This is a genomic window from Mesorhizobium prunaredense (assembly GCF_900156895.1).
Classification (GTDB): Bacteria; Pseudomonadota; Alphaproteobacteria; order Rhizobiales; family Rhizobiaceae; genus Mesorhizobium; species Mesorhizobium prunaredense.
The window spans coordinates 205,266-228,014 of the sequence record NZ_FTPD01000005.1; the positions used below are offsets into that span (position 1 = coordinate 205,266).

General features: G+C 63.5%; 21 protein-coding genes. 9 read left to right on the forward strand and 12 right to left on the reverse strand.

From position 1 onward, the window contains the following. Window positions 1–11 precede the first annotated feature (11 nt). Window positions 12–1,466 carry an NADP-dependent succinate-semialdehyde dehydrogenase gene (gabD, locus tag BQ8794_RS05110; protein WP_077373961.1) on the forward strand — a complete coding sequence of 485 codons (1,455 nt, stop codon included), beginning with the start codon at window positions 12–14 and terminating at the stop codon, window positions 1,464–1,466. 578 nt (window positions 1,467–2,044) lie between these two features. Here gabD and BQ8794_RS05115 read toward each other — a convergent pair. After that, window positions 2,045–3,094 (reverse strand): hydantoinase/oxoprolinase family protein, encoded by a 1,050-nt coding sequence (locus BQ8794_RS05115; RefSeq protein WP_077373963.1) that lies wholly within the window; start codon window positions 3,092–3,094, stop codon window positions 2,045–2,047. Window positions 3,095–3,150: 56 nt separating this feature from the next. On the opposite strand from BQ8794_RS05115, the gene BQ8794_RS05120 reads away from it, so the two are divergent. After that, window positions 3,151–3,849: a HisA/HisF-related TIM barrel protein gene (locus BQ8794_RS05120; RefSeq protein WP_077373966.1), complete on the forward strand. Its 699-nt coding sequence runs from the start codon at window positions 3,151–3,153 to the stop codon at window positions 3,847–3,849. Window positions 3,850–4,131: 282 nt separating this feature from the next. Here the strand turns inward: BQ8794_RS05120 and fae are convergent, their stop codons facing one another. From fae to BQ8794_RS05155, 7 genes are all read right to left on the reverse strand, one after another. Further along, the gene (gene fae / locus BQ8794_RS05125) at window positions 4,132–4,638 is read right to left on the reverse strand and encodes a formaldehyde-activating enzyme (RefSeq protein WP_077373969.1); all 507 of its coding nucleotides are present in this window, start codon (window positions 4,636–4,638) and stop codon (window positions 4,132–4,134) included. 168 nt (window positions 4,639–4,806) lie between these two features. Beyond that, window positions 4,807–5,706: a triphosphoribosyl-dephospho-CoA synthase gene (locus tag BQ8794_RS05130; RefSeq protein ID WP_342187537.1), complete on the reverse strand. Its 900-nt coding sequence runs from the start codon at window positions 5,704–5,706 to the stop codon at window positions 4,807–4,809. Further along, window positions 5,703–6,671: an ATP-grasp domain-containing protein gene (locus tag BQ8794_RS05135; RefSeq protein ID WP_077373971.1), complete on the reverse strand. Its 969-nt coding sequence runs from the start codon at window positions 6,669–6,671 to the stop codon at window positions 5,703–5,705. The genes BQ8794_RS05130 and BQ8794_RS05135 overlap by 4 nt, the downstream gene beginning before the upstream one ends. Window positions 6,672–6,757: 86 nt before the next feature. Beyond that, window positions 6,758–7,714, reverse strand: a complete 957-nt coding sequence (mch, locus tag BQ8794_RS05140; RefSeq protein ID WP_077373974.1) for a methenyltetrahydromethanopterin cyclohydrolase — start codon at window positions 7,712–7,714, stop codon at window positions 6,758–6,760. Then, a complete protein-coding gene (locus tag BQ8794_RS05145) occupies window positions 7,711–8,859 on the reverse strand; it encodes an ATP-grasp domain-containing protein (protein WP_244554861.1) in 1,149 nt (382 codons plus the stop codon). Before BQ8794_RS05145 ends, mch begins: the two co-directional genes overlap by 4 nt. Further along, window positions 8,837–9,730 carry an NAD(P)-dependent methylenetetrahydromethanopterin dehydrogenase gene (locus BQ8794_RS05150; protein ID WP_077374308.1) on the reverse strand — a complete coding sequence of 298 codons (894 nt, stop codon included), beginning with the start codon at window positions 9,728–9,730 and terminating at the stop codon, window positions 8,837–8,839. Before BQ8794_RS05150 ends, BQ8794_RS05145 begins: the two co-directional genes overlap by 23 nt. A 61-nt stretch (window positions 9,731–9,791) precedes the next feature. After that, window positions 9,792–10,760 carry a beta-ribofuranosylaminobenzene 5'-phosphate synthase family protein gene (locus BQ8794_RS05155; protein ID WP_077373976.1) on the reverse strand — a complete coding sequence of 323 codons (969 nt, stop codon included), beginning with the start codon at window positions 10,758–10,760 and terminating at the stop codon, window positions 9,792–9,794. 161 nt (window positions 10,761–10,921) lie between these two features. Between BQ8794_RS05155 and BQ8794_RS05160 the strand changes: the two genes are divergently transcribed. From BQ8794_RS05160 to BQ8794_RS05180, 5 genes are all read left to right on the forward strand, one after another. Beyond that, entirely contained in the window at window positions 10,922–11,302 is a 381-nt protein-coding gene (locus tag BQ8794_RS05160) for a 4a-hydroxytetrahydrobiopterin dehydratase (protein ID WP_077373979.1), read from the forward strand. A gap of 118 nt (window positions 11,303–11,420) precedes the next feature. Then, window positions 11,421–12,512 carry a molybdopterin-binding domain-containing protein gene (locus BQ8794_RS05165; RefSeq protein WP_077373982.1) on the forward strand — a complete coding sequence of 364 codons (1,092 nt, stop codon included), beginning with the start codon at window positions 11,421–11,423 and terminating at the stop codon, window positions 12,510–12,512. Next, window positions 12,506–14,137 (forward strand): formylmethanofuran dehydrogenase subunit A, encoded by a 1,632-nt coding sequence (locus BQ8794_RS05170; RefSeq protein ID WP_077373984.1) that lies wholly within the window; start codon window positions 12,506–12,508, stop codon window positions 14,135–14,137. Before BQ8794_RS05165 ends, BQ8794_RS05170 begins: the two co-directional genes overlap by 7 nt. Then, complete coding sequence (fhcD, locus tag BQ8794_RS05175; protein ID WP_077373987.1) at window positions 14,125–15,033, forward strand: formylmethanofuran--tetrahydromethanopterin N-formyltransferase; 909 nt, start codon at window positions 14,125–14,127, stop codon at window positions 15,031–15,033. Before BQ8794_RS05170 ends, fhcD begins: the two co-directional genes overlap by 13 nt. Next, a complete protein-coding gene (locus BQ8794_RS05180; protein WP_077373990.1) occupies window positions 15,030–15,839 on the forward strand; it encodes a formylmethanofuran dehydrogenase subunit C in 810 nt (269 codons plus the stop codon). The genes fhcD and BQ8794_RS05180 overlap by 4 nt, the downstream gene beginning before the upstream one ends. 61 nt (window positions 15,840–15,900) lie before the next feature. On the opposite strand, the gene BQ8794_RS05185 is transcribed toward BQ8794_RS05180, so the two are convergent. Genes BQ8794_RS05185 through BQ8794_RS05195 form a run of 3 tightly spaced genes read right to left on the reverse strand, consistent with a single transcriptional unit; the run spans window position 15,901 to window position 19,469 of the window. Beyond that, window positions 15,901–16,725, reverse strand: a complete 825-nt coding sequence (locus BQ8794_RS05185; protein WP_077373993.1) for an alpha/beta hydrolase — start codon at window positions 16,723–16,725, stop codon at window positions 15,901–15,903. Between the two features lie 11 nt (window positions 16,726–16,736). Beyond that, window positions 16,737–18,224, reverse strand: a complete 1,488-nt coding sequence (locus tag BQ8794_RS05190) for an NAD-dependent succinate-semialdehyde dehydrogenase (RefSeq protein WP_077373996.1) — start codon at window positions 18,222–18,224, stop codon at window positions 16,737–16,739. An 18-nt stretch (window positions 18,225–18,242) separates the two neighbouring features. Continuing rightward, window positions 18,243–19,469: an iron-containing alcohol dehydrogenase gene (locus BQ8794_RS05195; RefSeq protein WP_077373999.1), complete on the reverse strand. Its 1,227-nt coding sequence runs from the start codon at window positions 19,467–19,469 to the stop codon at window positions 18,243–18,245. Between the two features lie 141 nt (window positions 19,470–19,610). On the opposite strand from BQ8794_RS05195, the gene BQ8794_RS05200 reads away from it, so the two are divergent. Together BQ8794_RS05200 and BQ8794_RS05205 are read left to right on the forward strand one after the other, a co-directional pair. Beyond that, the gene (locus BQ8794_RS05200; protein WP_077374002.1) at window positions 19,611–20,312 is read left to right on the forward strand and encodes a GntR family transcriptional regulator; all 702 of its coding nucleotides are present in this window, start codon (window positions 19,611–19,613) and stop codon (window positions 20,310–20,312) included. Between the two features lie 179 nt (window positions 20,313–20,491). Next, window positions 20,492–21,085, forward strand: coding sequence for a DJ-1/PfpI family protein (locus BQ8794_RS05205; protein WP_077374313.1), 594 nt, complete (start codon window positions 20,492–20,494; stop codon window positions 21,083–21,085). A gap of 87 nt (window positions 21,086–21,172) precedes the next feature. Here the strand turns inward: BQ8794_RS05205 and BQ8794_RS05210 are convergent, their stop codons facing one another. Next, window positions 21,173–22,696, reverse strand: coding sequence for a xylulokinase (locus tag BQ8794_RS05210; protein WP_077374005.1), 1,524 nt, complete (start codon window positions 22,694–22,696; stop codon window positions 21,173–21,175). Window positions 22,697–22,749: the final 53 nt, after the last annotated feature.

The following is a 22,749-nucleotide window of genomic DNA, read 5'->3' on the forward strand; positions in this document are numbered from 1 at the left end:
GGACACGATCCATGCAACTCAAGGACAAGACGCTATTCAGGCAAGCAGCCCTGGTCGGAGGGTCATGGGTCGAGGCCGATGCCACAAACGCAATTGAGGTCAACGACCCTGCTTCAGGCGAGGTTATTGGCGTCGTTCCCAAGCTCGGGGCCGCGGAGACGAAAGCCGCCATTGTGGCGGCCGAGAGGGCTCAGAAGGAATGGGCAGCGCACACCGCGAAGGAACGAGCCGGTATCCTGCGTCGTTGGTTCGAACTGATGATGGAGAACCAGGATGATCTTGGGCGCATCCTGACTTATGAGCAGGGCAAGCCGCTGGCTGAGGCGAAAGGGGAAATCGCCTATGGCGCCAGCTTCATCGAATGGTTTGCGGAAGAAGCACGCAGGGTCTACGGCGATATCGTTCCAGGGCATCAGCGGGACAAGCGCATCTTGGTTATGAAGCAGCCGATCGGCGTGGTCGCGGCGATCACACCCTGGAACTTTCCGAACGCGATGATCACGCGTAAAGCCGGCCCCGCGCTCGCCGCCGGTTGCGCAATGGTGCTCAAACCTGCTTCGCAAACGCCGTTCTCGGCGATTGCTCTTGGCGTCCTCGCGGAACGGGCCGGTCTACCCGCCGGACTGTTCAGCGTCATCACGGGCTCGGCCCGCGAAATTGGCGGGGAAATGACCAACAACACCACGGTGCGAAAACTCACCTTTACCGGTTCCACGGAGATCGGCGCCGAGCTCTACCGGCAGAGCGCTTCGACCATCAAGAAACTCGGCCTGGAACTCGGCGGCAACGCACCATTCATCGTGTTCGACGACGCCGATCTCGACGCCGCAGTCGAAGGAGCGCTGATCGCGAAATTCCGCAACAACGGCCAGACGTGCGTCTGCGCCAATCGCCTCTATGTTCAAGATGGCGTCTACGATGCCTTCGCGCGAAAGCTAGCCGCGGCCGTCGGCAAGCTGAAGACCGGAAATGGGTTTGATGAAGGCGTCGTGCTTGGGCCCCTCATCGACGCTCCGGCACTTTCCAAGGTCGAAGAGCATGTCTCGGACGCCATTGCGAAAGGCGCCCGAATTGTCCAGGGCGGCCGCCGCCATGCGCTGGGCGGCACGTTCTACGAGGCAACCGTCCTGGCAGATGTCACCTCTAACATGTCCGTGGCCAAGGAGGAGACCTTCGGTCCGCTCGCACCGTTTTTCCGCTTCAAGGACGAGACGGATGTTATCGCGCAGGCCAATGATACCGAATTCGGCCTTGCCTCGTACTTCTACGCCAAGGACTTGTCGCGCGTGTTCCGCGTCGCGGAGGCGCTGGAATACGGGATGGTCGGCGTCAACACCGGTCTTATCTCCACAGCCGAAGCCCCATTCGGCGGCGTCAAATCTTCGGGTTTGGGTCGGGAGGGGTCGCGCTACGGCATCGAGGAGTTCACCGAAATCAAATATGTCTGTCTCGGCGGCATCGCATGAAAGGCGGCTCGACCACATCGGCGTCAACTGTCGGCGGGCTGGCAGCTGCCAAGCTGGTCAAATTTCTCCAGCGGACGTCCTGAGCGAGCGGCATCGACCAGAACGAAGATTGCAGACATTCAACCCGCTGGAATCGAGGTCGTGATCTGACCCGGTCCAGTCGTTCACGCCACACCTCAGGAACGAGTGTCTGCCAGCTAGGCGGTCTGCGGCAGGAGTGCTCTTGTCGAGAGCAATGCGGCTCTCGGCGGTAAGGATTGTTATCTTGCAGACTATCGCGCCGTAGCGTGCAATCAGCGGGATTCACGGACCGCGAGAGTTTCGAACCTGTATGTTGAGCAACCATGCTGTCGCCCAATTTCCGCTAAACTAGCGAATGAAGCCGTTCAACGGCAGAACATCGAACGACTGCTCCTGGCGCTAATTGCTCGTTCCCATCGACGAGACGAATGGCAACATTCCACCCTGTTGCGACCTTGCGCGCGGTCCGGTTTTGGACGCGCTGGTACGGGTTGAGATCTTTCAAGCCGGGGGAGTATCTCATCGATCCGATTGATCGGATGGCCATCATATAGCGCCTACAATCGAGACCCCGCCAGCAGCGCCACCGCTGACGCGGGCGCGACGCTGCTGGCTTCGCCGCGAACGGCGTCATCTGCGGGGATGATCTCGGCGAAATCGACGAAGCGGCGTTCCATGCGTTCGGCCAATCGCCTGATCTGCCAGCGGCCGGTCCCGGCGCCGACGATCGGCGCATCCCGGGCAAGGGACCCGGCAACCAGGGACCCGGCAACCAGGGACGCTGCGTCGTGGATCCTGCGCAACTGCTGTTCGCTGAACCAGCGCGCGATTTCACGCCATTCCGGCAGGGTCAGTTCGGTGGCGTCGCGCCCGATCATGCGCGCCAGCCGCGCGATCGAGCCATCGATCGTCTTTTCCTTGCCGTCGGCGGAAGCGTGCCTGTCGTCCTTTTCGTCGAGCACCCCGAGGATCCGGTGCGCGTCGGCGATCGAGGCGAAATACTCGTTCATCAGCGGCGTCAGCCTGCCGCGGACGGGGGCCGACGAGGCGACGCCGAACAGGAACGTCCTGGTGAAGCCGGTATAGACCAGTTCGCCGCTCAGAAGCCGTCCGGCATCGGTGTAGCCGTCATTGGCGACGGCGCCATTTCTAATGGCGATAATGTCGGTGGTGGTCGAGCCCATGTCGACGAACAGGGCATCGCCGGCAAGCTTTGCCACCAACGACGCTGTCGCATGCCAGTTGGCGGAGGCGACATCGGCGCTCAGCCGCGCTGCCTGCTCGACCCCGACAAAGCCGGACGGCCCGGCATAAATCAGGTTTTCGCCTGGGACTCGCGCTGAAATCTCATCCAGCAGGGCCGCGACGCCGGCGTCGCGGGACGGAAAGACGTCCGCAAGTTCGCCGGTCATGGTGAATGCGTTGAGATCGGCGCCCGCATAAATCGGAGCTGTTTCCTCGAATGCCGAGGTCAGGGTATGGAGCCCTAGCCAAAGCGGCGTGGCGATCGTTACCGCCTCGACGATGCGGCCGTCTTGCGCACGCGTCACCTTCAGATGCGCGCCGCCAATATCGAAGCCGGCAACGATGCTCTTTCTTTTTTCCACACTTCAAGCTTTCATCACGGTTGGTCACGGGCAGTTGGTCAGCGAGAAAAAGAGCGTTGCGTATCATTCCGGTTCTCGACCTGAAAGGCGGCGAAGTGGTGCGCGCCCAGCAAGGAAAACGCGATCGCTACAGGCCGATCGTCACGCCGCTCAGCCAAACGTCCGATGTCGTTGCGGTCGCTGAGGGCCTGCGCCGGCTTTACCCTTTTGCGACCTTCTATATCGCCGATCTCGATGCCATCGAAGGCGGAACGCCAAACAGTGGCGCGCTTGCCCGGCTGAAGGCGATGGCGGAGCCGCCGGAGCTTTGGGTCGATGCCGGCATCGGAGACGAGAAAACACTTTCGGCAGCACTTGCCGAACCCTGGCTTTACCCGGTCCTGGGATCCGAATCGCAGCAGGACGACGCGCTGTTGCGGCGTTTTTGCGATCATCCGGAGCTTATCCTGTCGCTGGATTTCTTCGACGATGGGTTTCGCGGTCCGGCATCATTTCTCGACGAGCCGGCGCTTTGGCCGCAAAAGGTGATCGTCATGACATTGGCCAAGGTCGGTTCCGCCTCCGGTCCCGATTTCACGCGGCTCGAGGCGATCAAGGCGATGGCTGGAAGCCGCTCCGTCGTCGCGGCCGGCGGGGTGCGCAACGAGGCTGACATTCGCGCCCTTTCGTCACTCGGTATCGCCGCGGCGCTGGTTGCGACGTCGCTGCATGACGGCACGCTCACGCCGGGGCACCTCGCAACGCTTGGCACCTGACAAACGCTGGGCACCTGACAAACGCTGGGCACCTGACAGTCGTGTAGCCTCGAACTTCGGCCGCGGAAACAGGCCTCGTAGAGCGGCGGACTCTCAAGTCGATCGTCTCGCCGTTCTATTTCTTTGCTGGAGCATCGGATTCCCAAAACAAGTCCCACCCTCGGGTCAGGCCCGAAGGCAGGCTCTTCATCCGGTGCTCTAAAGGCCCAGAAGTTTTTTCAGGCGGCGCAACAGACCATCCGGCTCGGCGGAGGGTTTTGCCTGTGCGGGGCTGTCTCTTGTCTAAGCCGCGAACGGATGTTTCACCTGGTCCCGCTTATCCGTGGCTTCGGCGGCCGTCGGCGTTCCCGCGACCGCGCGCTGGATGGCTTCCTTCGTCGCTTCGTAATTGTACTTCTGGATCTTGGCGTCGTCCGCCGCGTCCCAATGGATGAAAACGCCGACGCAGATGAACAGATCGTCCGCCTCGTTGGCAGGGATGATCCCCTCGGCGACGCTGTCCTGCACGGCCTTTGCAACCGCATGCTGGGCCGGGCCGAACATCTGCACGGCCTGCTTGGCGCCCTTGATCGTGACCTTGTTGAACATCACGGTGTTGGGCTTGCACTGAAGATTGGGCGCGATCACCGCCAAAAGGGAGGTAAAGCCGTCCTTGTTGTTGGTAAGCGCGTTGCAAAATGCCGTTTCGACCGCGCTCCCCCGCGGGCCGATGAGCAGGTCGACATGCGCCACTTCGTTGCCGTCTCCTACCAGCGATTCACCGACCATTACTTTCGAGATCTTTGCCATGCCAATTTTCCTCCAAGACACAGTTATGGTGTCCAAAGACGCCGCAAACCGAGCGAGCGCTCGATGGACAGCTATCCTTGTTGGCAGCGCCCGGAGATCCGGACCGGTTGGCTGGATAGCCGCGGAAGCCCAGCTTCCGCTCCTGAAAGTCAACCACCAACGTTGCGATTATGCAAGCTGAACGCCGAGAGTGTGGACTAAAAGAGTAGCCACGGTCAGGTCGGCCGAGGTGCCGGGATTGACGTTGTTCGCTTTCAGCCGGCGGTCGAGCTCCATAAGCAGACGAATGCGTGACGTCTCGTCGTCGCTGCCATGCAGCGCCGCCTCAACGGCAAGGGCTTGTTGCCGCGCCTGATTTGCGACTTCAGCGCCATGGTTGCGCACCACATGACTGTCAGGGAAGCCGGCGAGAAACGCCATATAGGCGAATACCGTCGGCCACATGCCGCCTTCGCCACGTGCCAAGGCGGCTTGCAGAGCCGCAAGCCCGACGCCGAACACGTCGCCGAAACCGGTAACATACTGGCGGGCGATCATGTCGCGGTCGGCCGCCTCCCGCATGGCTTCGAGCAGATGAACCTTCGGCTCCTGCCGCACATCGTTCGCGGCCTCTCCGAGGCCGCCCGGCGCGGCGGCGACGATCGCCTCGAACACCGCCCTGGTATCGTCGATGCTCATCGCGCGCAGCACCGCGTCGAGATTGTCGCGCAGTCGATTGTCAGGCAGTCGATTGTCGTGCAGTCGATTGTCGTGCAGTTGGGCGCCCGCCATTTCAGCGGCGCATAGCAGTGGCCCTGCGAGAAGGATGATACCGAGATTGGTATTGGTCGCGACCGCCAGACGTGTCGCGCGGACCGCTTCCAGCATGCGCTGTCCGACCGGCAGGCGCGGATCGGTCAGCGGTCCGGACGAGACCTCGGCGCTGGTCATGAACTGGGCGGCGGACATGCCGTGCCCGTCGGCGAACAGATGGACGTTGCCCGGTTTCAGCGCCTCGATCTCCATCCGGCAGGCGTCCTTGTAGGCAGCCCGGAGGCGTTCTCGCGAAAGCGCCATGCCGTCGGTCACGAATTCGCCGGCGCGGTAAGGCGGTAGGGTCGCGCTGCCGCCGCCTCTGGGCGATCAGCTGGGCGATCAGCCAGGAATTTCAGCAGGGCGTCGGCAATGGCATCGGCGATGTTGACCGCGACGACCGATTGTAGCCCGGACCAGGCGGGCATGCTGTTGACCTCCAGCACCAACAGCTTGCCGTCGGCCCCCGGCACGATATCGACGCCGGCGAAATCAGCTGACATAGCGGCGGCGGCGGCTCTTGCCAGCGCCGCCAGTTCGGTTTCGCCGTGCAGCGAAAGCTGCCCCGAAACCAGTTCGGGCACCGCCCCGCGATTGACGTTGGTGATCCAGTCGTCGCCACGGCGGCTCATCATCGCCAAAACTTCGCCGGCGCAGACGAACACGCGAAAATCGCGGAAAGGAGGGCCGGGACGCGGCACGTAATGCTGGAGATAGTAGACCGCGTTCACCTCGTCCTCGGCGGGCAGATCGGACAGTGTTTCGATCAGCCGGATGCCGCGGCCCTGGGCGCCGAAAAGCGGCTTTAGCACCAGCGGCGTGAACGGCAGTTCGCGTCTGGCGACCGCTTCGGCCATGGCAAGACCCTCGACCGCGAATGTCGGCGGCGTCGGCAGTCCGGCATTCTTCAGCAGGAAGGTCGTCATCGACTTGTCGACGCAGCGTTCTATCGCCTGCGCGGAATTCCACACCGGAATGGAAAGCTTGCCGAAGGCGTGCAGCACGCCGAGACGCCGGGTGACCGCTTCGAACGATCCGGCGGCGATCGAACGGACCAGCACGGCGTCGGGCAGCGCGCCGTCGAAGCCGGGGATCGACAGTCCGCTCGGGCTGCCGGTGTCGAACGCGATCGCCGCCAGCGGCACGGTTGTGACCACGGCGCCGCGCCACTCCAGCCTTGCCGCCAGGCCCTTGGAGCGGGCGTCCGAGACGTCGCTGACGATCAGGATGCGAGGGATCATGTCACGCCTTGGATACCGGTATACGGAAAGCCGGAACAAGCGGCCCGGCAGGCGGATGACAGACCAATCCATTGCAGCGCCATGGTCTAGCCGAGGCTCCGTTCGAGCATCTGCAGATCACGCTCGCCGGCGCGAAACGTATCGCCGGTCTCGATCGCCGTGACGATCACTTCGGCCGGGCTGAACAGCAGCGGATCGATGGCATAGAAATCTCCCTTGAACCGCTTGAAGACTTCGGCGAAGGGGTGGCCGTGGTCGCGAGAGGCGCGGCTCGGCAATCGCTCCGCGAGCTCGCTGGCGTCTTTCGCCGAGCCTTTTACGAACAGCTGGACGCTGCCGCCATAGATGATGGCGTCGTTGGTTCTGCCCATGGCGGTCAGGAAATCCGGATGGGGGGCGGGGATAGGCGCCGTGCCGATGCCGTCGACAACGTTCTCCAGCGGAAATTTGAGATCGTTGGTCTTGTGCAGGGCAACCTCGAGCGCGCGCGCAACGATCTGCACGCCGCCCGCCAGGCTTTGCGTCGGCGCATAGAGGAAGGTGAGCTTTTCGGTTGGCAATCCGGTTGCCCTGCCGACCTTCTCGACGATCGCTTGGGGCGGCGGTTCGGCGGTCTCCAGGATCAGCACGGCGGACGACGCGGTATCGCGATAGGAGAGTGTTTCGAACAGCGGTTCGACGCGGGCGAGCGCCCGCGCCGGTCCCGATCCCATGGCGAAATAGCCCTGGCTCGACAGGTTCCAGCCCGCATACTGGCTGCCCAGGCAGGCAAGGACCGGCTGCGACGACCGCACTTCGATGGTGAACGGCCATTTTGAAGACCCACGGTCCATGCACACCGAAATGCTGCCGAGGCCGCCCATCGCGGCTTCCGTCATGCGCAGCCCGGCCTCGACACCGCCGGCGGCCCTGGCGCCGGCATCGATCAGACACTCGCCCAATGACCCCCTGGAAACGCCAATACGCAGGCGTTCGGCGTCGCCGATCATGCCGTCGATGATGCGCTGCGCATTGTCGTTGAGGAATGCCGAACCGTCTTTCATGTCCGGTCTCCTTCCCATTGGTGTTGCAATCGGCTGGCTTGTCCCTTGATCAGCCGCCTGGTCAGATCGGCGCTCGGACCGCGCGCGAAGATGGTGCAGACCGGATCGCCGGCAATCAGATGGGTGCCGGGCGACTGATGGTCGGCAGTCCATTCAGGCCAGGCAATCGATGGAAACCGGGCGATCGGCGCCGCCGCGTAGGTCACCATCGACGCCATCGAATCGACGAAGCGCGGCAGACGGTAAGCCTTGCCTGCCGCGGCGCGCAGATGCGCTTCGATCAATGGCGCGTCGGCATCGTCGAAGATGTCGATCGTGGCGCCGGGCCGCGGATTGATCTCGATGAGCTTGTAGCCATCTGGTCCGCGAATGAGATCGGCGCTGCACAACCCAACCAGGCCGGCGCGGCGCGCCAGACCTGAAAGCCAGCCGCGGATCATCGCCGCCTGTCTGCGATCGAAGCGTCTCAACCGCACGGCGCCGCCATAGCGATAGGGCGCTGCCGGGGCAGGCGACGCCCATTGTTGGCTGAAGCCGACGATATCAGCGCTTTGGCCGTCGCCGACGAACAGGGCCGAGATGCTGCGGCCGGCAACGAAACGCTGGAAATAGCGGCCGCTAGGAGCCTGACACTGTAATATCGGGGTTTCTCCAGCGGCCCGTCTGATATGCGCGCCACCGGCGCCGCCTGCGGTCTTGACCACCCAGTTCTCCGGATCGGGCGGCGGGTCCCATCGGAATTGCGGATGCGGGATGCCGAGTTCGGCGCAATCGGCGGCCAGCAATTGCGGGTCCTTGATCCTGCGGATCGCGGCGCCGCTGTTGCCGGCGAGCGGAAAATGGCGCGCGATCTCGTCGACGGTCTCCGTCATCCGCTCGAAGCCCGAACCCAGGATGATGGCGACGGGCTGGTCGTCTCCGGCCAGTTGCCGAAGCGTCTCGATGATGCGCAGGCCGTCGATGCCGCCTTGGAGGTCGCCCGGCAGCATCGTCGCGCGCTCGGCAAGCACGACCGTGTCGGTATCGGAAAAGAAATCGGCGACCAGCGGACGATAGCCGGCGCGGCGCGCAGCGGCAGCCAGCGCCCGGCCTGAAATCGCCGCGATCAGCAGAGTTCCGGCGTTATTTGGCAGTCTCGCGTGCAAGGGAAAATGCTTCCTGGAAATCGAGCGTGATGGTTTTTTCGGATTCGATCATTCTTTTGAAGAGGCCGAATTCGACCTTGTATTTCACGTTGCCGATGGCGAGCGGACCAATGCCGACAGCTTTTGCCGCTTCGAGCGGATCGCCATTGGCATTGACGGCCACGCCTTCAATGCCGGCCGGCGGAACCGCATTGACGTCGGCGGCGATGAGCAGGCCGTCGCCTTTCAACTGGGCTTTCGAGACCACCTGGACGCCGGCCTTGGCGCACGCCAGGATCACCTCGCTCGCCTCGACCAGCTTCGTCTTGCGGGCGTCGCTCGATCCGTCGGCCGCATCGACGGCGGTGTTGAACCGGCTTTTGATCTCGGCCGCGATCTGCTCGACCCTTTCGATGCCGTCATGACCGACCAGCGTGACCCGGGCGCCTTCCCTGGCGGCGATCACGGCAGTGCAGAAGCCGACGACGCCGGTGGCGCCGAAAACAGCGATCCTCGTGTCCCTCAGCCCGCGCTCGAATTTCTTCTCCAGCGCTTTTTCGACCTTGGCCACCATCGCCGCCGCCGTGGTGAACGAGCCGGCCGGATCGGCGAATACCGAAACCTGGAAAGGCGGCACCATCGCTTTTCGCGCTGCGTCGAACATGTCGAGCGCCAGCGAGGCATCCTTGCCGGCGATAAAAATGCCGGTATCGACGCCCGCATCGGGCGGGCGCGAAAAGATCGCGTCCTGCACGAGGCCTGTCACCTCTCCCAGGCTTACATCGACATAGGGGACGACGGCGTCGAAACCTGCATCGAGCGCCATGTTCACGTCGAAAGGGCTCATATGCTTCAACGGCGTCAGCATGTGCAGGATATGTTTGCGGGCCATTTTTTCGCCTTTCTGCCATTTCTCACCGTTCGGCTTGAACCTGATCGCGTTTGCCGAGCTGTCAGCTGCCGACGAGATCAAGTTTGGTCGAACTGACCTTCGCGCCGGAATTCCTGCCCTTGACGATCCTGATCTCGATGCCGTCTTCAACTGCCTGCCGAACCGCGTTGACGAAGCTGACTGCAGCGTCTTGCGATGGGGCAAAGGCAAACCCTGTCGGCCCCCACGAGCTCTGGCCGATGCCGACAGCGCCTGCTTCGTTGAGAGCGTGGGCCACGTTCTCGACCCGCCTGGAGGTGAACACGCCGCCTTGCGCCGGGGCGAAATGGGTACCGATCAGCATTTGGATCGCGGTGACGGCGGCGCCGAAGGCTTGCAGGTCGTGCTCGACCAGAGCCGGCATGATGCCCATCAGCACCCGCCGGCAGATCTCGCCGCTGCCCGATGCCGGGAACGGCGGCAGCGAACGAAATGCCGCGATCTCGGCATCGCCATGCAGTCCATGCCCGCCATGGTCGAGGATCAGGATGACGCGCCACTCTTCCGGAAACGGCAGTCGCGCCACGACCGGCGGCGGCCTGCCGCTGTCGTCCTTGCCGGCGTCGGCAATGACGCCACCGCTTTCGAAGCTGGCGATGCCGATGCCGGATCGTCCGCCGCGATCGAGCAGGGTCGCATCGCTGCCGATATCCAGAGGCAGTTTGTGGAGCGTGCGCAGCGCCGCGGCGACGGCAAGGGCGATCTGCGTGCCGGAGCCCAGGCCGGCATGGCTCGGGATCGACTGTTCGACCACCAGACGGTGCTGACCGCGAATGCCGAGATGGCTGCAGAGCATCGACAGATGTTCGCCGGCGCGCCGGCTCTCGGCGCCTTCGACGATGGTCTCGCTGGACCGTGACAGGGTGACGATGGTTTCGGGTTCGCTCAGCGGCAGCCCGACGCTGCCAAAGCGACGCCCGGTATCGCCGTTGAGATCGAGGAAGCCGAGATGCAGGCGGGCGGGCACTTGTATGGTAACAGAATTCGACATCTACCCCCCGATGGGTGCATCATAGACGCATCATGGAAGTTTAGGTGCCCGTCGCCATGATAGCTGTTTTCGTCGAAGGGGCAAGCCGCAGAGAGTGCATTCGTTTTATCTTCTTTTTGGCCCCGGCGCGAGAACGGACCGGGCAATTCGCGGAGGTCGAGATGAACGAGACGCCGAGAGAAAAAGTCTATTCGGAAGCCGAAATTGCCGACCGGCTCGAGAAGGAACTGCCGAAATGGCATTACGAGAACGGCTGGATCCGGCGCAAATACAAGACCCACAGCTGGAAATCGACACTGATGGTCATCAACACGGTCGGCCATCTCGCCGAGGCGGCATGGCACCATCCCGACATCACGGCGTCCTATGCCTGGGTCGAGGTGCGCCTGATGAACCATGCGGCCAAGGGCATTACCGACAAAGACTTCGAACTGGCCAAAAAGATCGAGGAGGTCGTCCAGTGGCAGCCGGCCAGGGAAGGCGGCGCGCTGGAAGGCACTCCACCGACCGATCAGCGCTTCGCTTACATCAAATATGATTAAGCGCGGTCGGAATTTGTTGATGGCGTAAGAAAACATTCGCTAATCTGCTGACGGGCGGGGTTCACGGCCAATCCAGTTTCGTCTAGGATCGGGCCGGCACCAGAAAGTAGCGTAGTGAATGGCGGTTGCTTGGATCGGCAACCGGGAAACGCTGGTCGAGCGCGCGGCCGCACATGCCGCCGCGCTGTTGTGGTCAAGCCGGTGCCCGGTTTTCAGCCTGGATACGGATATACACGGCACCAGGGCGGCGATCGCGCTGGCTGAGCGGGTTGGCGCGGCATATGATCATGCCAATGGCGCGGCAGTTTCCCGGGAGGTCGCGCTTTTTACCGACAAAGGCGCGATGACCGTTGCGCCCGGCGAGACGCGCCGGCGCGCCGATGTCGTGGTGATCGTCGGCGAACTCCTGCAGATCCACCATGAATTTGTCGGCGAGCTTGCCGAGACGGTTCCCGATCTCTCGGCCAAAAATCAGCGCGAAATCTTTCTGGTCGGATCGAACGAAACGTCTGCGCCGCGATTGAGCAATGGGCGGACGGCGACGCTGCTGTCCTGCGGCGAGGCAGGCCTCGGCGCGACGCTGGCGGCACTGAGAGCGCAGTGGAGGGGGCGCCAGACATCGCAGCCGGTGTCGAATTTCGACGATTTCGCCAAAGCCCTGGCGGCTGCGCATTTTCCCGTCTTCCTGTTTTCAGGCGACGCAACCGAAGGGCTGGCGCTGGAGATGCTGCAAGGGCTGATCAGCGATCTCAACCGCAAATCGCGCGCCTCCGGCCTGCATCTGCCGGCGAGCGAGAACGGATGGGGAAGCGCGCTCGCCTCGACCTGGATGACCGGTTTTCCGCTGCGCACCGGCTTTGCGCGCGGCTTCCCGGAATTCGATCCCTGGCGTTACGATGTCGCGCGCATGATCGCTGCCGGCGAAGCCGACCTGCACCTGCGGATCTCTTCCTCGACTGTCCAGCCGCAGAAGAAAAGGAACCGCATGGCGCTGATTGCGCTGGCGAAAACGCAGCAGCCGGTCGCGGGTGCTGCGGTCACCATCGCCATCGGCGACGCCGGCGTCGATCACCAGGCGGTGGTCTATTCCAGCCGCACCGGTTCACTGAGGTCGGTCGAGGCGCGAGCGGCGTCCGAACTGCCCTCTGCTGCGACCGTTATCCGGCTGGTTGCCAGTCATGTCTCCGCCGAGGCGGCGTTGCCATGCTGACGAAAATCGCCGGAGGCGACATCATCGATCCGGTCAACGGCCGCCTCGGCAAGGGCGACCTCTGGATCAGCGACGACAAGATCGTTGCGGCGCCGGCGGCGGGCGCTGCCGACCGGACCTTCGACGCTGCCGGCTGCATCGTGATGGCGGGCGCCATCGACATCCATTCCCACATCGGCGGCGGCAACGTGAATACGGCGCGGCTGCTGTTGCCCGAGCAGCATGCGGCGCACCAGGCGCGACCGGCGACGACGCCGCTCTCCAATGCCGGCTGGTCGACCTTCCAGACCGGCTGCCTCTACGCCAAGATGGGTTTCACCACGGTGGTCGAGCCGGCGATGTCGCCGGGAGCCGCACTTCACACCCATCTCGAACTGGCCGACATCCCGATCATCGACAAGGCGACGCTCGCCATTCTCGGCAACGACGATTTCCTGCTGTCGATGATCCGCGACGACGCCTCTTCGCAAATGATCGAGGACTATGTCGCCTGGACGGTCGCCTCGACGCGGGCGCTTGGGGTCAAGGTGATCAACGCCGGTGCGGCGGCCGCCTTCAAGGAAAACGTCCGTACCTTCTCGCTGGACGATGTGGTGCCTTCCTATGGCGTCAGCTCGCGCAAGATCGTCAAGACGCTGCAGGCCGCCGTCGCCAGCCTTGGCGTCCCGCATCCGCTGCATGTCCATTGCAACAATCTGGGCAGCCCCGGATCGGCGGACACGGCGGCCGCGACGATCGCGGCGGCGGAGGGATTGCCGCTGCACCTCGCCCATCTCCAGTTCTACGGCTACGGCACGGAAGGCAAGCGCAGGTTTTCCTCGGCCGCGGCGCGTCTTGCCGAACTGGTCAATGCGACGCCGGAAGTCACCATCGATATCGGCCAGGTGATGTTCGGCCAGACGGTTACCGTCTCCTCCGACGTCATGCGCCAGTTTTCGGCGCGTGGCAGTGCGCAGCCGAAGAAATCCGTCATTCATGACGGTGACGGCAACGGCGGCGGCATCGTGCCCTACCGCTACGGCAAGGATTTTTATGGCACGATGCAGTGGGCGATCGGGCTCGAGCTTTTTCTCCTGATCGACGATCCGTGGCGTGTCTTCTTCACCACCGATCATCCCAACGGCGCGCCCTTTACCGCCTATCCGGCCCTGTTCGAGTTGCTGATGAGCCGGGAAGCGCGCACCGAAATGATGGCCGGACTTCCAAAATCCGCCATGGCGCTCTCCACCCTGGCCGCAGTCGACCGCGAATACACGTTCGAGGAAATCGCCGTCATGACGCGTGCGGCTCCGGCCAAGCTGCTCGGGCTGACGGATCGAGGCCATCTCGGCGCCGGCGCTATCGCCGATATCGCTGTCTACCGCCGGGAGGACAATATCGCGAAAATGCTGGGGCAGGCGGCGTATGTCTTCAAGGACGGCGATCTCGTCGTTCAGGACGGAGAGATCACCCATTACCGCTGGGGCAAGGCGCTCAGGCTCAATCCGTCGCCGGACAAGGCGATGCTGCGGCGCCTGGTGGATTATCACCAGCAGCGCTACGGCCTGTCGCTGGACTGGTTCAATTTCCCGGATTCGGCGATCGCGCGCGAACAGCCATTCGGCGAGGTTGCATGCCGAACGTGAGCGTAAATGGCATAGTGATCGACGATACCTTTGCCGAGGCCTTCGGCATGCGCGCGACCGCCATCATCATCACCGCGCCGAACCGGAAATGGGCGCGCCAGGCGGCGATCACGATGACCGGCTTTGCCACCTCGGTGATCGGCTGCGGCTGCGAAGCGGCAATCGATGTCGAACTGCCGCCATCGGCGACGCCGGATGGCCGGCCCGGCTGCCGGGTGATGATCTTTGCGATGGGAACAGACGAATTGCAGAAGCAACTGCTCAATCGCGTCGGCCAGTGTGTCTTGACCTCGCCGGGTTCCGCCTGCTTCGCCGGATTGGAGGGCAGTGCCGCGTTGAAGCTCGGTTCGGCGCTGCGTTATTTTGGCGACGGCTGGCAGATCTCCAAGAAAATCGGCGGCAGGCATTTTTGGCGCGTTCCCGTCATGGACGGCGAATTCCTGTGCGAAGCGACGACCGGGCTGACGAAGGGCGCCGTCGGCGGCGGCAATTTCTTCGTCATGGCTGAAAGCAGCGCCAAAGCCTTGGTTGCCGCCGAGGCCGCGGTTGCCGCGATCGGCCTGGTGCCGGGGGCGATCGTGCCGTTTCCGGGCGGCATCGCCCGTTCGGGTTCCAAGATCGGCGGTAAATACAAGGGCATGATCGCCTCGGCCAACGAAGCCTACGCGCCGACACTGCGCGGTGTCGTCAGGAGTGAGCTCGGTGTCGACATCAACGCCGTCCTGGAAATCGTCATCGACGGCGAGACCAACGATGCCGTTGCCGCCGCGATGAAGGCCGGCATCAAGGCCGTCATCGAGCTTGGGCCGAAGCGAGGCGCGGTTCGCATAAGCGCCGGCAATTACGGCGGCAAGCTCGGCAAGTTCATCTATTCGCTGAAGGACATGCTGCCGTGAAAGCGCTGACCTTCACCCTTGTCGCCGAGCCGCCGGAGCGCCTTGACCTGTCGCCGCTGACGCCGGAGCGGCTTGCCGGGATCGAAAGGCGCGATATCGAAAAAATCCAGATCGGCACGTCGAAGCATGGATCGAAGGTCGGCGATATCTTTCGCGTCGCCGGCAACGATCCGCGGGACATCGTGTTCGAAGGTGGCAGCGCACGCCTCGACCGCGTGGCGGAAGCCATGCGGGGCGGTTCGGTTCGCGTCGTCGGCAATGCCGGCGCCCAGGCCGGACGCGCCATGCGTGGCGGCACGCTCACGATCGAAGGCAATGCAGGCCCGCACGCCGGCTCCGGCATGCGCGGCGGCAGGCTTGAAATAACCGGCAACGCCGGTGATCACCTTGGCGCGCCGCTCGCCGGAGAACTGGCCGGCATGAATGGCGGCGTGCTGATCGTCAGGGGCAAAGCCGGCGCTTTTGCCGCCGACCGGATGCGGCGCGGCCTGATCGCGGTGCTGAAAGGCTCGGGCGACAATGCCGGCAGCCGCATGATCGCCGGCACGCTGGTGGTGGCCGGCGGCACCGGCGAGATGCCCGGCTATCTGATGCGTCGCGGTTCGATCCTGCTCGACCGCGCGCCGAAAAGCCTGTCGCCGAGCTTCGTCGAATGCGGCGCGCCAGAGAGCGTTTTCGCCGCCGTCATCGATCGCCATCTGATCGCCGAGGGTATTTTGAAACGGCCGCTGCTGGGCAAAGCGCCGCAGAAATTTGGCGGTGACAACGCGGTGCTTGGCATGGGTGAGGTTCTTTTCCCTCGCTGAGGTCCTGCAGACGGCATTGCGGCTAGCTAAGCCGCCATGGCCGGCATATCTGCGGAGAGGGTTAGCGGCCGTCGTTGGCAATCAGTTTCGTCAGGCAATCCCCCGCCTGGCTCTGGGGCATGCCGAGATCTCTGACACTGTCCATGTGGTTGCGGTTGGTGAGAACAAGCGACGTTACCGGCGAACCCTGCTGCAGCAGGTGCTCTTTGAATCGATCTGCTTGCTGATGGAAAGGCGGCGTCTCGTTGGCTCCGACCAGAACCATCGCCCTGGTTTGAGGATCATGCCGATAGGCAAGCGGTGTAAACCTGGCGACTTCCTCGTCGGTGATCGCAATCTCGTTGGCGAGAAAGGAGTTCTGGAGCGGTTTCAGATCGTAGAGCCCGCCGAGCAGAAGGGCGGCCCGCACATTCGAGGGGGTATGCTCGCTGTTGAACAGGAACGTCGAAAGATGTGCTCCGGCCGAATGACCGCTGACGGTCAGGTTTGCCGGGTCTCCGCCATGGTCGGCGATATGGGCCAGAACCCACTGCCTGGCGCGGCGCACCTGGTCGACGATCGTCGCCATCCTGACCTTGGGCATCAGCGCATAGTCGACGATGACGGCAATCGCACCGGCCTGGGTAATCGTCGCCGCGACGCAGGAATAGTCGCGCTTGGAGAACATTCTCCAGTAGCCGCCATGGATAAACATGTGCACCGGCAGGCCGCTTGTTTTGCCCGGGGGGAAGAACAGGTCGATGGTTTCGGTCTGATCCGGCCCATAGGCAATGTCCGCTGTCATCGGGATGGTTGCGCGGACGGCCTCGCTGCGGCGAACGATGTCCTGGACGATTTGATCGAAATCGGCGACATTGTCGCGGATGCGGAACGGATCGTTTTGCACTCTTCCTCCGCTCAGACGTTGATGGCGAGGTATTTCGCCTCCATGAACTCGGCAATGCCGTGATGCTGGCCGCCCTCGCGGCCGAGGCCGCTCTGCTTGACCCCGCCGAACGGTGCTGCCGGATCGGACATCAAGCCGCGGTTGAGAGCGACCATCCCGGCTTCGATCCTGGATGCCACCCGCATTCCACGCGCAAGATCGCGCGTGTAGATGTAGGCGGCAAGGCCGTATTCGGTGTCGTTGGCGCGCGCGATGATTTCGGCTTCCGTCTCGAACCTCGAGATCGGCGCCACCGGCCCAAAAATTTCCTCGTGCGCCATCTCCGCCTCGGCCGGGACGTCGCAGAGCACGGTCGGCGGATAGTAGTATCCCGTTTCCGAGCCTGCCTTGCCTCCGCACAGCACCCGCGCGCCACGGGCGACAGCATCGTTGACCAGACGGTCGATCTTGTCGACTGCCTTCCTGGTGATCATCGGCCCGCACTCCGTGGCCGCGTCCGTGCCAGCGCCGATCTTGAGTGCCGACATCCGCCTGGCGAGGCTTTCGCAAAACGCATCATAAACGCCGGACTGGACATAGAGGCGGTTTGCAGCCGTGCAGGCCTCGCCGGCGTTGCGCATCTTCGCCACCATCGCCCCATCGACCGCCGCGTCGAGATCCGCGTCGTCGAACACAAGGAATGGCGCGTTGCCGCCAAGTTCCATCGAACACGAAACCACGTGCTTTGCGGCCTCGGCCAGCAGAACGCGCCCGACGCCGGTCGAGCCGGTGAAGGAGAGTTTGCGCACCCGCGGATCGGCCAGCATCGCGGCCGTCACAGGGCTGGGATTGGAGGTTGTCAGAACGTTGACAACTCCCGGTGGGACACCCGCTTCTTCATAGAGGGCGGCGAGCGCGTAGGCGGTGAGCGGGGTCTCGCTCGCCGGCTTCAAAATCACCGTGCACCCTGCAGCCAAGGCGGGCGCGATCTTGCGCGTCGCCATGGCGGCAGGAAAATTCCAGGGTGTGACAAGGACGCAGATGCCGATCGGCTCGTAGTCGACCACGATGCGGTTGGCGCCGGAAGGCGCCATGCCGAATTCGCCGGTGATGCGAACGGCTTCCTCGGCATTCCAGCGAAAGAATTCCGCAGCATAGGCGATCTCGCCACGTGCGTCCCGCAGCGCCTTGCCGTTTTCCAGCGAGATCAGGGTGGCCAGCGTCTCGCAACGTTGCGTCATCAGATCGAAGCAATTTCTGAGGATTTCGGAACGCTTGCGGGGCGCCGTTGTGCGCCAGCCATCGGCGGCCTTGGCCGCAGCCTCCACGGCGGCCGCGGCATCTTCGATCGTCGCATCGGGAACGGCGGCGATCACCGCTTCAGTGGAAGGGTCGACGACCTGGATTTCCCTGCCGTCGGCGGATTGCCGCCATTGGCCGGCGATATACAAGCCGTGGGAGAATCTATGGAAGCCGGCAGTGTCCTGATCGTCCTCCAGCAACTGATGAGATATGTTCATGGCCTGCTCCTTGATTGCTCACATGACACAGGCGGCGAGGTCGCCATCATAGGCGGCCTGGATCAGGCCCCGCATGGCTGCCAGATCGAATGGACGCGGATTGTTCTTGATGAGACGGTCAATGCCGAGCGCCTGTTCGGCCGTCCAATCGAGCTTGGCGGCGGGAAGCCCGAGCTTGGCCAGCGTAGGCGTGATCCCGATCGCTGCAAACAGCCGGCCGATCTCGTCGATCGTCGCGTCGGCCATCTCAGCGGTGCTCCGGTCCCTGCCGTCGAGACCAAGGGCAAGGCCGATTTCGGTCATTTCGGCGGCCGCGGCGGCCCGGTTGTACTTCATGACATACGGCAGCATGGTGGCGACACCCAGCCCGTGAGCGGTGTGGGTAAGGGCGCCGACCGGATATTGCACCGCGTGCGCCGCCGCCGTTCCGGCGGTCCCGAACGCGCAGCCGGCTGCAAGCGCGCCCATCATCACATCGGCGCGAGCGTCCTCGTCGGCGGGGTCGCGGCAGGCCTTCTCGAGACTGCGGCCAAGCAGCTTGATCGCGAGCAGCGCAAGATGATCGGTCAGCGCGCTCTTGCCGATGAACACATGCTGTTGCGGCAGGCTGGGGTCAGTGCCGCGCCTGGCGGCGGTGAAAGCCTCGACCGCATGGGTCAGCGCGTCTGCGCCGGCGATCGCCGTCAGTCCCGGGGGACATGTCATCGTCAGTTCCGGGTCACAGATGGCGGCTGCCGCGATCAGATGCGGGCTGGAGATGCCTACCTTCATGGTGCGATCCGGATCGGAGATCACCGCGACAGGGGTCACTTCCGAGCCGGTGCCGGCTGTCGTTGGCACCGCGATCAGCGGCAGCGTCGGACCGGGCACCTTGAACTCGCCGTAGTAGTCCTGGAGCCGGCCGCCATGACTGATGAGCAATGCGGCGCATTTGGCCATGTCGAGACAACTGCCGCCGCCGATGCCGATCACGATGTCGGGCGCAAAATCCCGCGCCTCCTCGACGCACACGGCAACCGTGTCGCGTGGCACATCGGGCTGCACACGGTCGTGCACCAGCACAGCGATCGATGCGGCCTCGAGCGCCGCGATGATCTCGGCGAAGGCGACGGTTGCGGCAAAGCGCTCGTCCGTGCAGACGAGAGCCCGACGGCCGAGCCTGGCCGCAACGGTTGCAATGACATGGCGCTGGCCCATCCCGAAGAGGATTTCACGCGGCAGCCTTATGGCGGCGAAAAGGCCCATGTTCTTTCGTCCCTCGATGATGGTTGAAAGCCGAACGCTTGCCGAGTTCGGCCCAAAAATATCCTCTATTAAATCGTATAGGATATAGGATTGTATTGAACGAAGCATCGTGTTAGCCAGTGATTGTGTCAAGAGGCAAAGATGCAGGTCACGAACGCAAGCAATGCCCGAGAAGTCGACCCCGCCGGCGGGCGCATCCAGCGATCCACCAGCCTGGTGGAGGACGTCTATGAAGCGATCTTCGCGCAACTCATGTCGCTGAAGATCGCGCCTGGCTCACGGATCACCGTCGACAGTCTGGTCAAGGAGCTCGACGTATCGCACACGCCAATCCGTGAAGCGCTTGGCCGCCTCGAAGGCGAAGGCCTTGTGCTGAAGACACATTTGATCGGCTACCGCGCCGCGCCGCAGATAACCAGGCGCCGATTTGACGAACTCTATGAGCTTCGCCTGCTGCTCGAGCCGCATGCGGCGGCCAAAGCAGCCGCATCGATGGATGAGACGAAACTTGCGGTGCTGCAGGAGTCCGCAGGGGGCATGGCGCGCCGCGAAGGCAAGGATGAACGCCTGCGTTACTCCAACTTCGCGCGGCAGGACGCCATTTTCCACGACCGGATCATGGAATATGCAAACAACGGTCTCGTACGCGAGACGCTCGCGTTCCAGCATACCCACTTCCACATCTTCCGCCTGATGTTCCATTCGCGCGTCACCGAGGAAGCGCTCGACGAGCATCAGGCCATCCTGGCCGCCTTCGCCGCCTCCGACCCCGCGGCGGCAGAACAGGCGATGCGCCGTCATATCGAGCATTCTCGTGATCGTTTGTTGCCGGCGTTCGATTGAGACCGGCACGATGGTCGTCACCGTCGGGAGCGGCGCCGTCAAGCTGAACGCACCGTTGATCAGGCAAGCAAACGCCGGGGGCCGATCGCCTTTTCTGAGACCGGCGCCGCCGGGCGAGCGCAATGCCCGCCCGACTTCCATTCACAAAACCCTTCCATCCACAAAACGAGGAACCGACCATGCCAGGCAAGAAAATACTGATGTTGACCGGTGAGTTTACCGAGGAATACGAGATCTTCGTCTATCAGCAGGCGATGGAGGCCGTCGGCCACATCGTCCACGTTGTCTGTCCTGACAAGAACGCTGGCGACCTGATCAAGACGTCGCTTCACGATTTCGAAGGTGACCAGACCTATACCGAAAAACCCGGCCACTATGCTTTGCTGAACAAGACGTTTTCGGAGGCGGAAAGACAGCTCGACCAGTATCATGCCGTCTATTGCGCGGGCGGCCGTGGCCCCGAGTACATCCGCACCGACAAGCGCGTGCAGGCGATGGTCCGCCATTTCCACGAAAACGAGAAGCCGATCTTTACCATCTGCCATGGCGTCCAGATCCTGATCGCGGTCGACGGCGTCGTGCGGGGCAAGAAAGTCGGTGCGCTGGCTGCCTGCGAGCCGGAAGTGACGCTGGCCGGCGGAACCTATATCGACCTGTCGCCGACCGAGGCCTATGTCGACGGAACGATGGTCTCGGCAAAGGGCTGGACCGCGCTTGCCGCGTTCATCCGCGAGTGCCTGAAGGTGCTGGGAACGGAGATCCGCCACAGCTGAAGTCGATCGTCCGACGCAATCCAGACGGGATGCGTCGTGATTGCCAGGTCTGTCGCTGCAGTCAGGGCTCGGCAGGCCTGAGATGCGTCACGGCTGCGTCGGCCGCGTGGCGGCCGCCAAGGCGTCGATGTCGTCATAGAGCGCCTGGCTGTGGTGGTAGAGCTGCTCGAAAACCGGCTGGGTGCGCCTGTAGGTTTCGGCCCATCCGGGGTCCGGCAGGATTTCGGCGCCGTAGCTCACAAAGCGCTCGGCCGCCTGTTCGACGCGCAAGAAGCGGCCTGTCGCCGTTGCGGCCATCGCGGCACAGCCGACAATGCCGCATTCGGGCTCCCGCGGAACCAGGATCGGAATGTCGAAGGCACTCGCCTTGATCTTCAGCCAGAGTTCGGCGCGCACCCCGCCACCCGAGGCGATGACGCGCTCCAGCGGCTTGTTTGACGCGTCCTCCATGATGCGGATGTGGCGCGTCATGGCAAAGGCGATGCCTTCCAGGATCGAGCGGTGCAGATGCTCCATGCCATGCCCGGCGCCCAATCCGAAGAACTGTGCGCGGGCGTTGCGGTGGCGCCCCAGGCGCTCTCCGGTGAGAAAGGGCATGAAGAGCAGTGCGTCGCAACCGGCCGGCGCCTCGGCGGCGCGGGCGACGATCTCGTCATAGGACAGCGCGTTGCCGTGGAAGGCACGGCGGGCCCAGCGCATGCCGTCGCCGCCGGTCTCAAGCAGCACGAATTGCGCCCAGTTGCCTTCGACCGTCGCAACGTTCGAGATTTCCGGGTCAAGCAGCGGCTTCTCCGCGATAACAGTGATGATGGCGCCCGTGCCGGTGCTGTCGGAACCCATTCCCGGGCGACAGGCGCCTGAGCCGAGCAGTGCCACCGGATAGTCGGCGCCACCGACCAGCACCGGGGTTCCAGAGCGCAGGCCGGTGTCGAGTGCCGCCTGTTCGGTGACGTGGCCGACGACATCCAGCGGGTTGCGGATCGGCGGCAGCTTGGCGGCGTCGAGACCCATGCGCTCGATCATCACCGGCGACCAGTCGAGCCGCTCCGGGTTCATCAGGAAGCTGCAGGACGCGTCGCCTGTATCCATGGCGATCTCGCCGGTCAGCCGGTAGTTGATGTAATCCTTCGGCATGATGGCGACTGCGCTGCGGGCGTATGCGGCGGGATCGTTGTCTCGGACCCATTGCAGTTTGAAGCCCGGCCATGCGGGGGTCGGCGTGTTGCCGCTTTCGGGCAGGTAGCTGTCCGGCTCATTCGCTTGCTCGAAGCGACGGACGAGATCGACTGTGCGCTTGTCGTTCCAGAGCGGTGCTGTGTCGCGCGTCAGCGCTCCGTGCGCGTCGAGCAGGACCAGCCCGTGCATCTGCCCGCAGACGCAGATGGCGGAGATGTTTTCGCGGGCGCCGTCGACGCGGTCCAGCACCGTCTTGACGCTCGCTCGCGCACCCTCCCACCAGTCGACCGGCCGCTGTTCGGCCCAGCCGAATACAGGCACGATCTGGTCGTGCTCTCGCGACGCAAGCTCGAGGATCTTGCCGGTGACATCGATCAGTGCGGCGCGGACGCTGCCGGTGCCGACGTCGATGGCGAGGAAAAGCTCGCCGCTCATTTCGGGAGAGTCCTGAGATGGGCAAACATATGATCCTCTGTCTATCGGTCAAA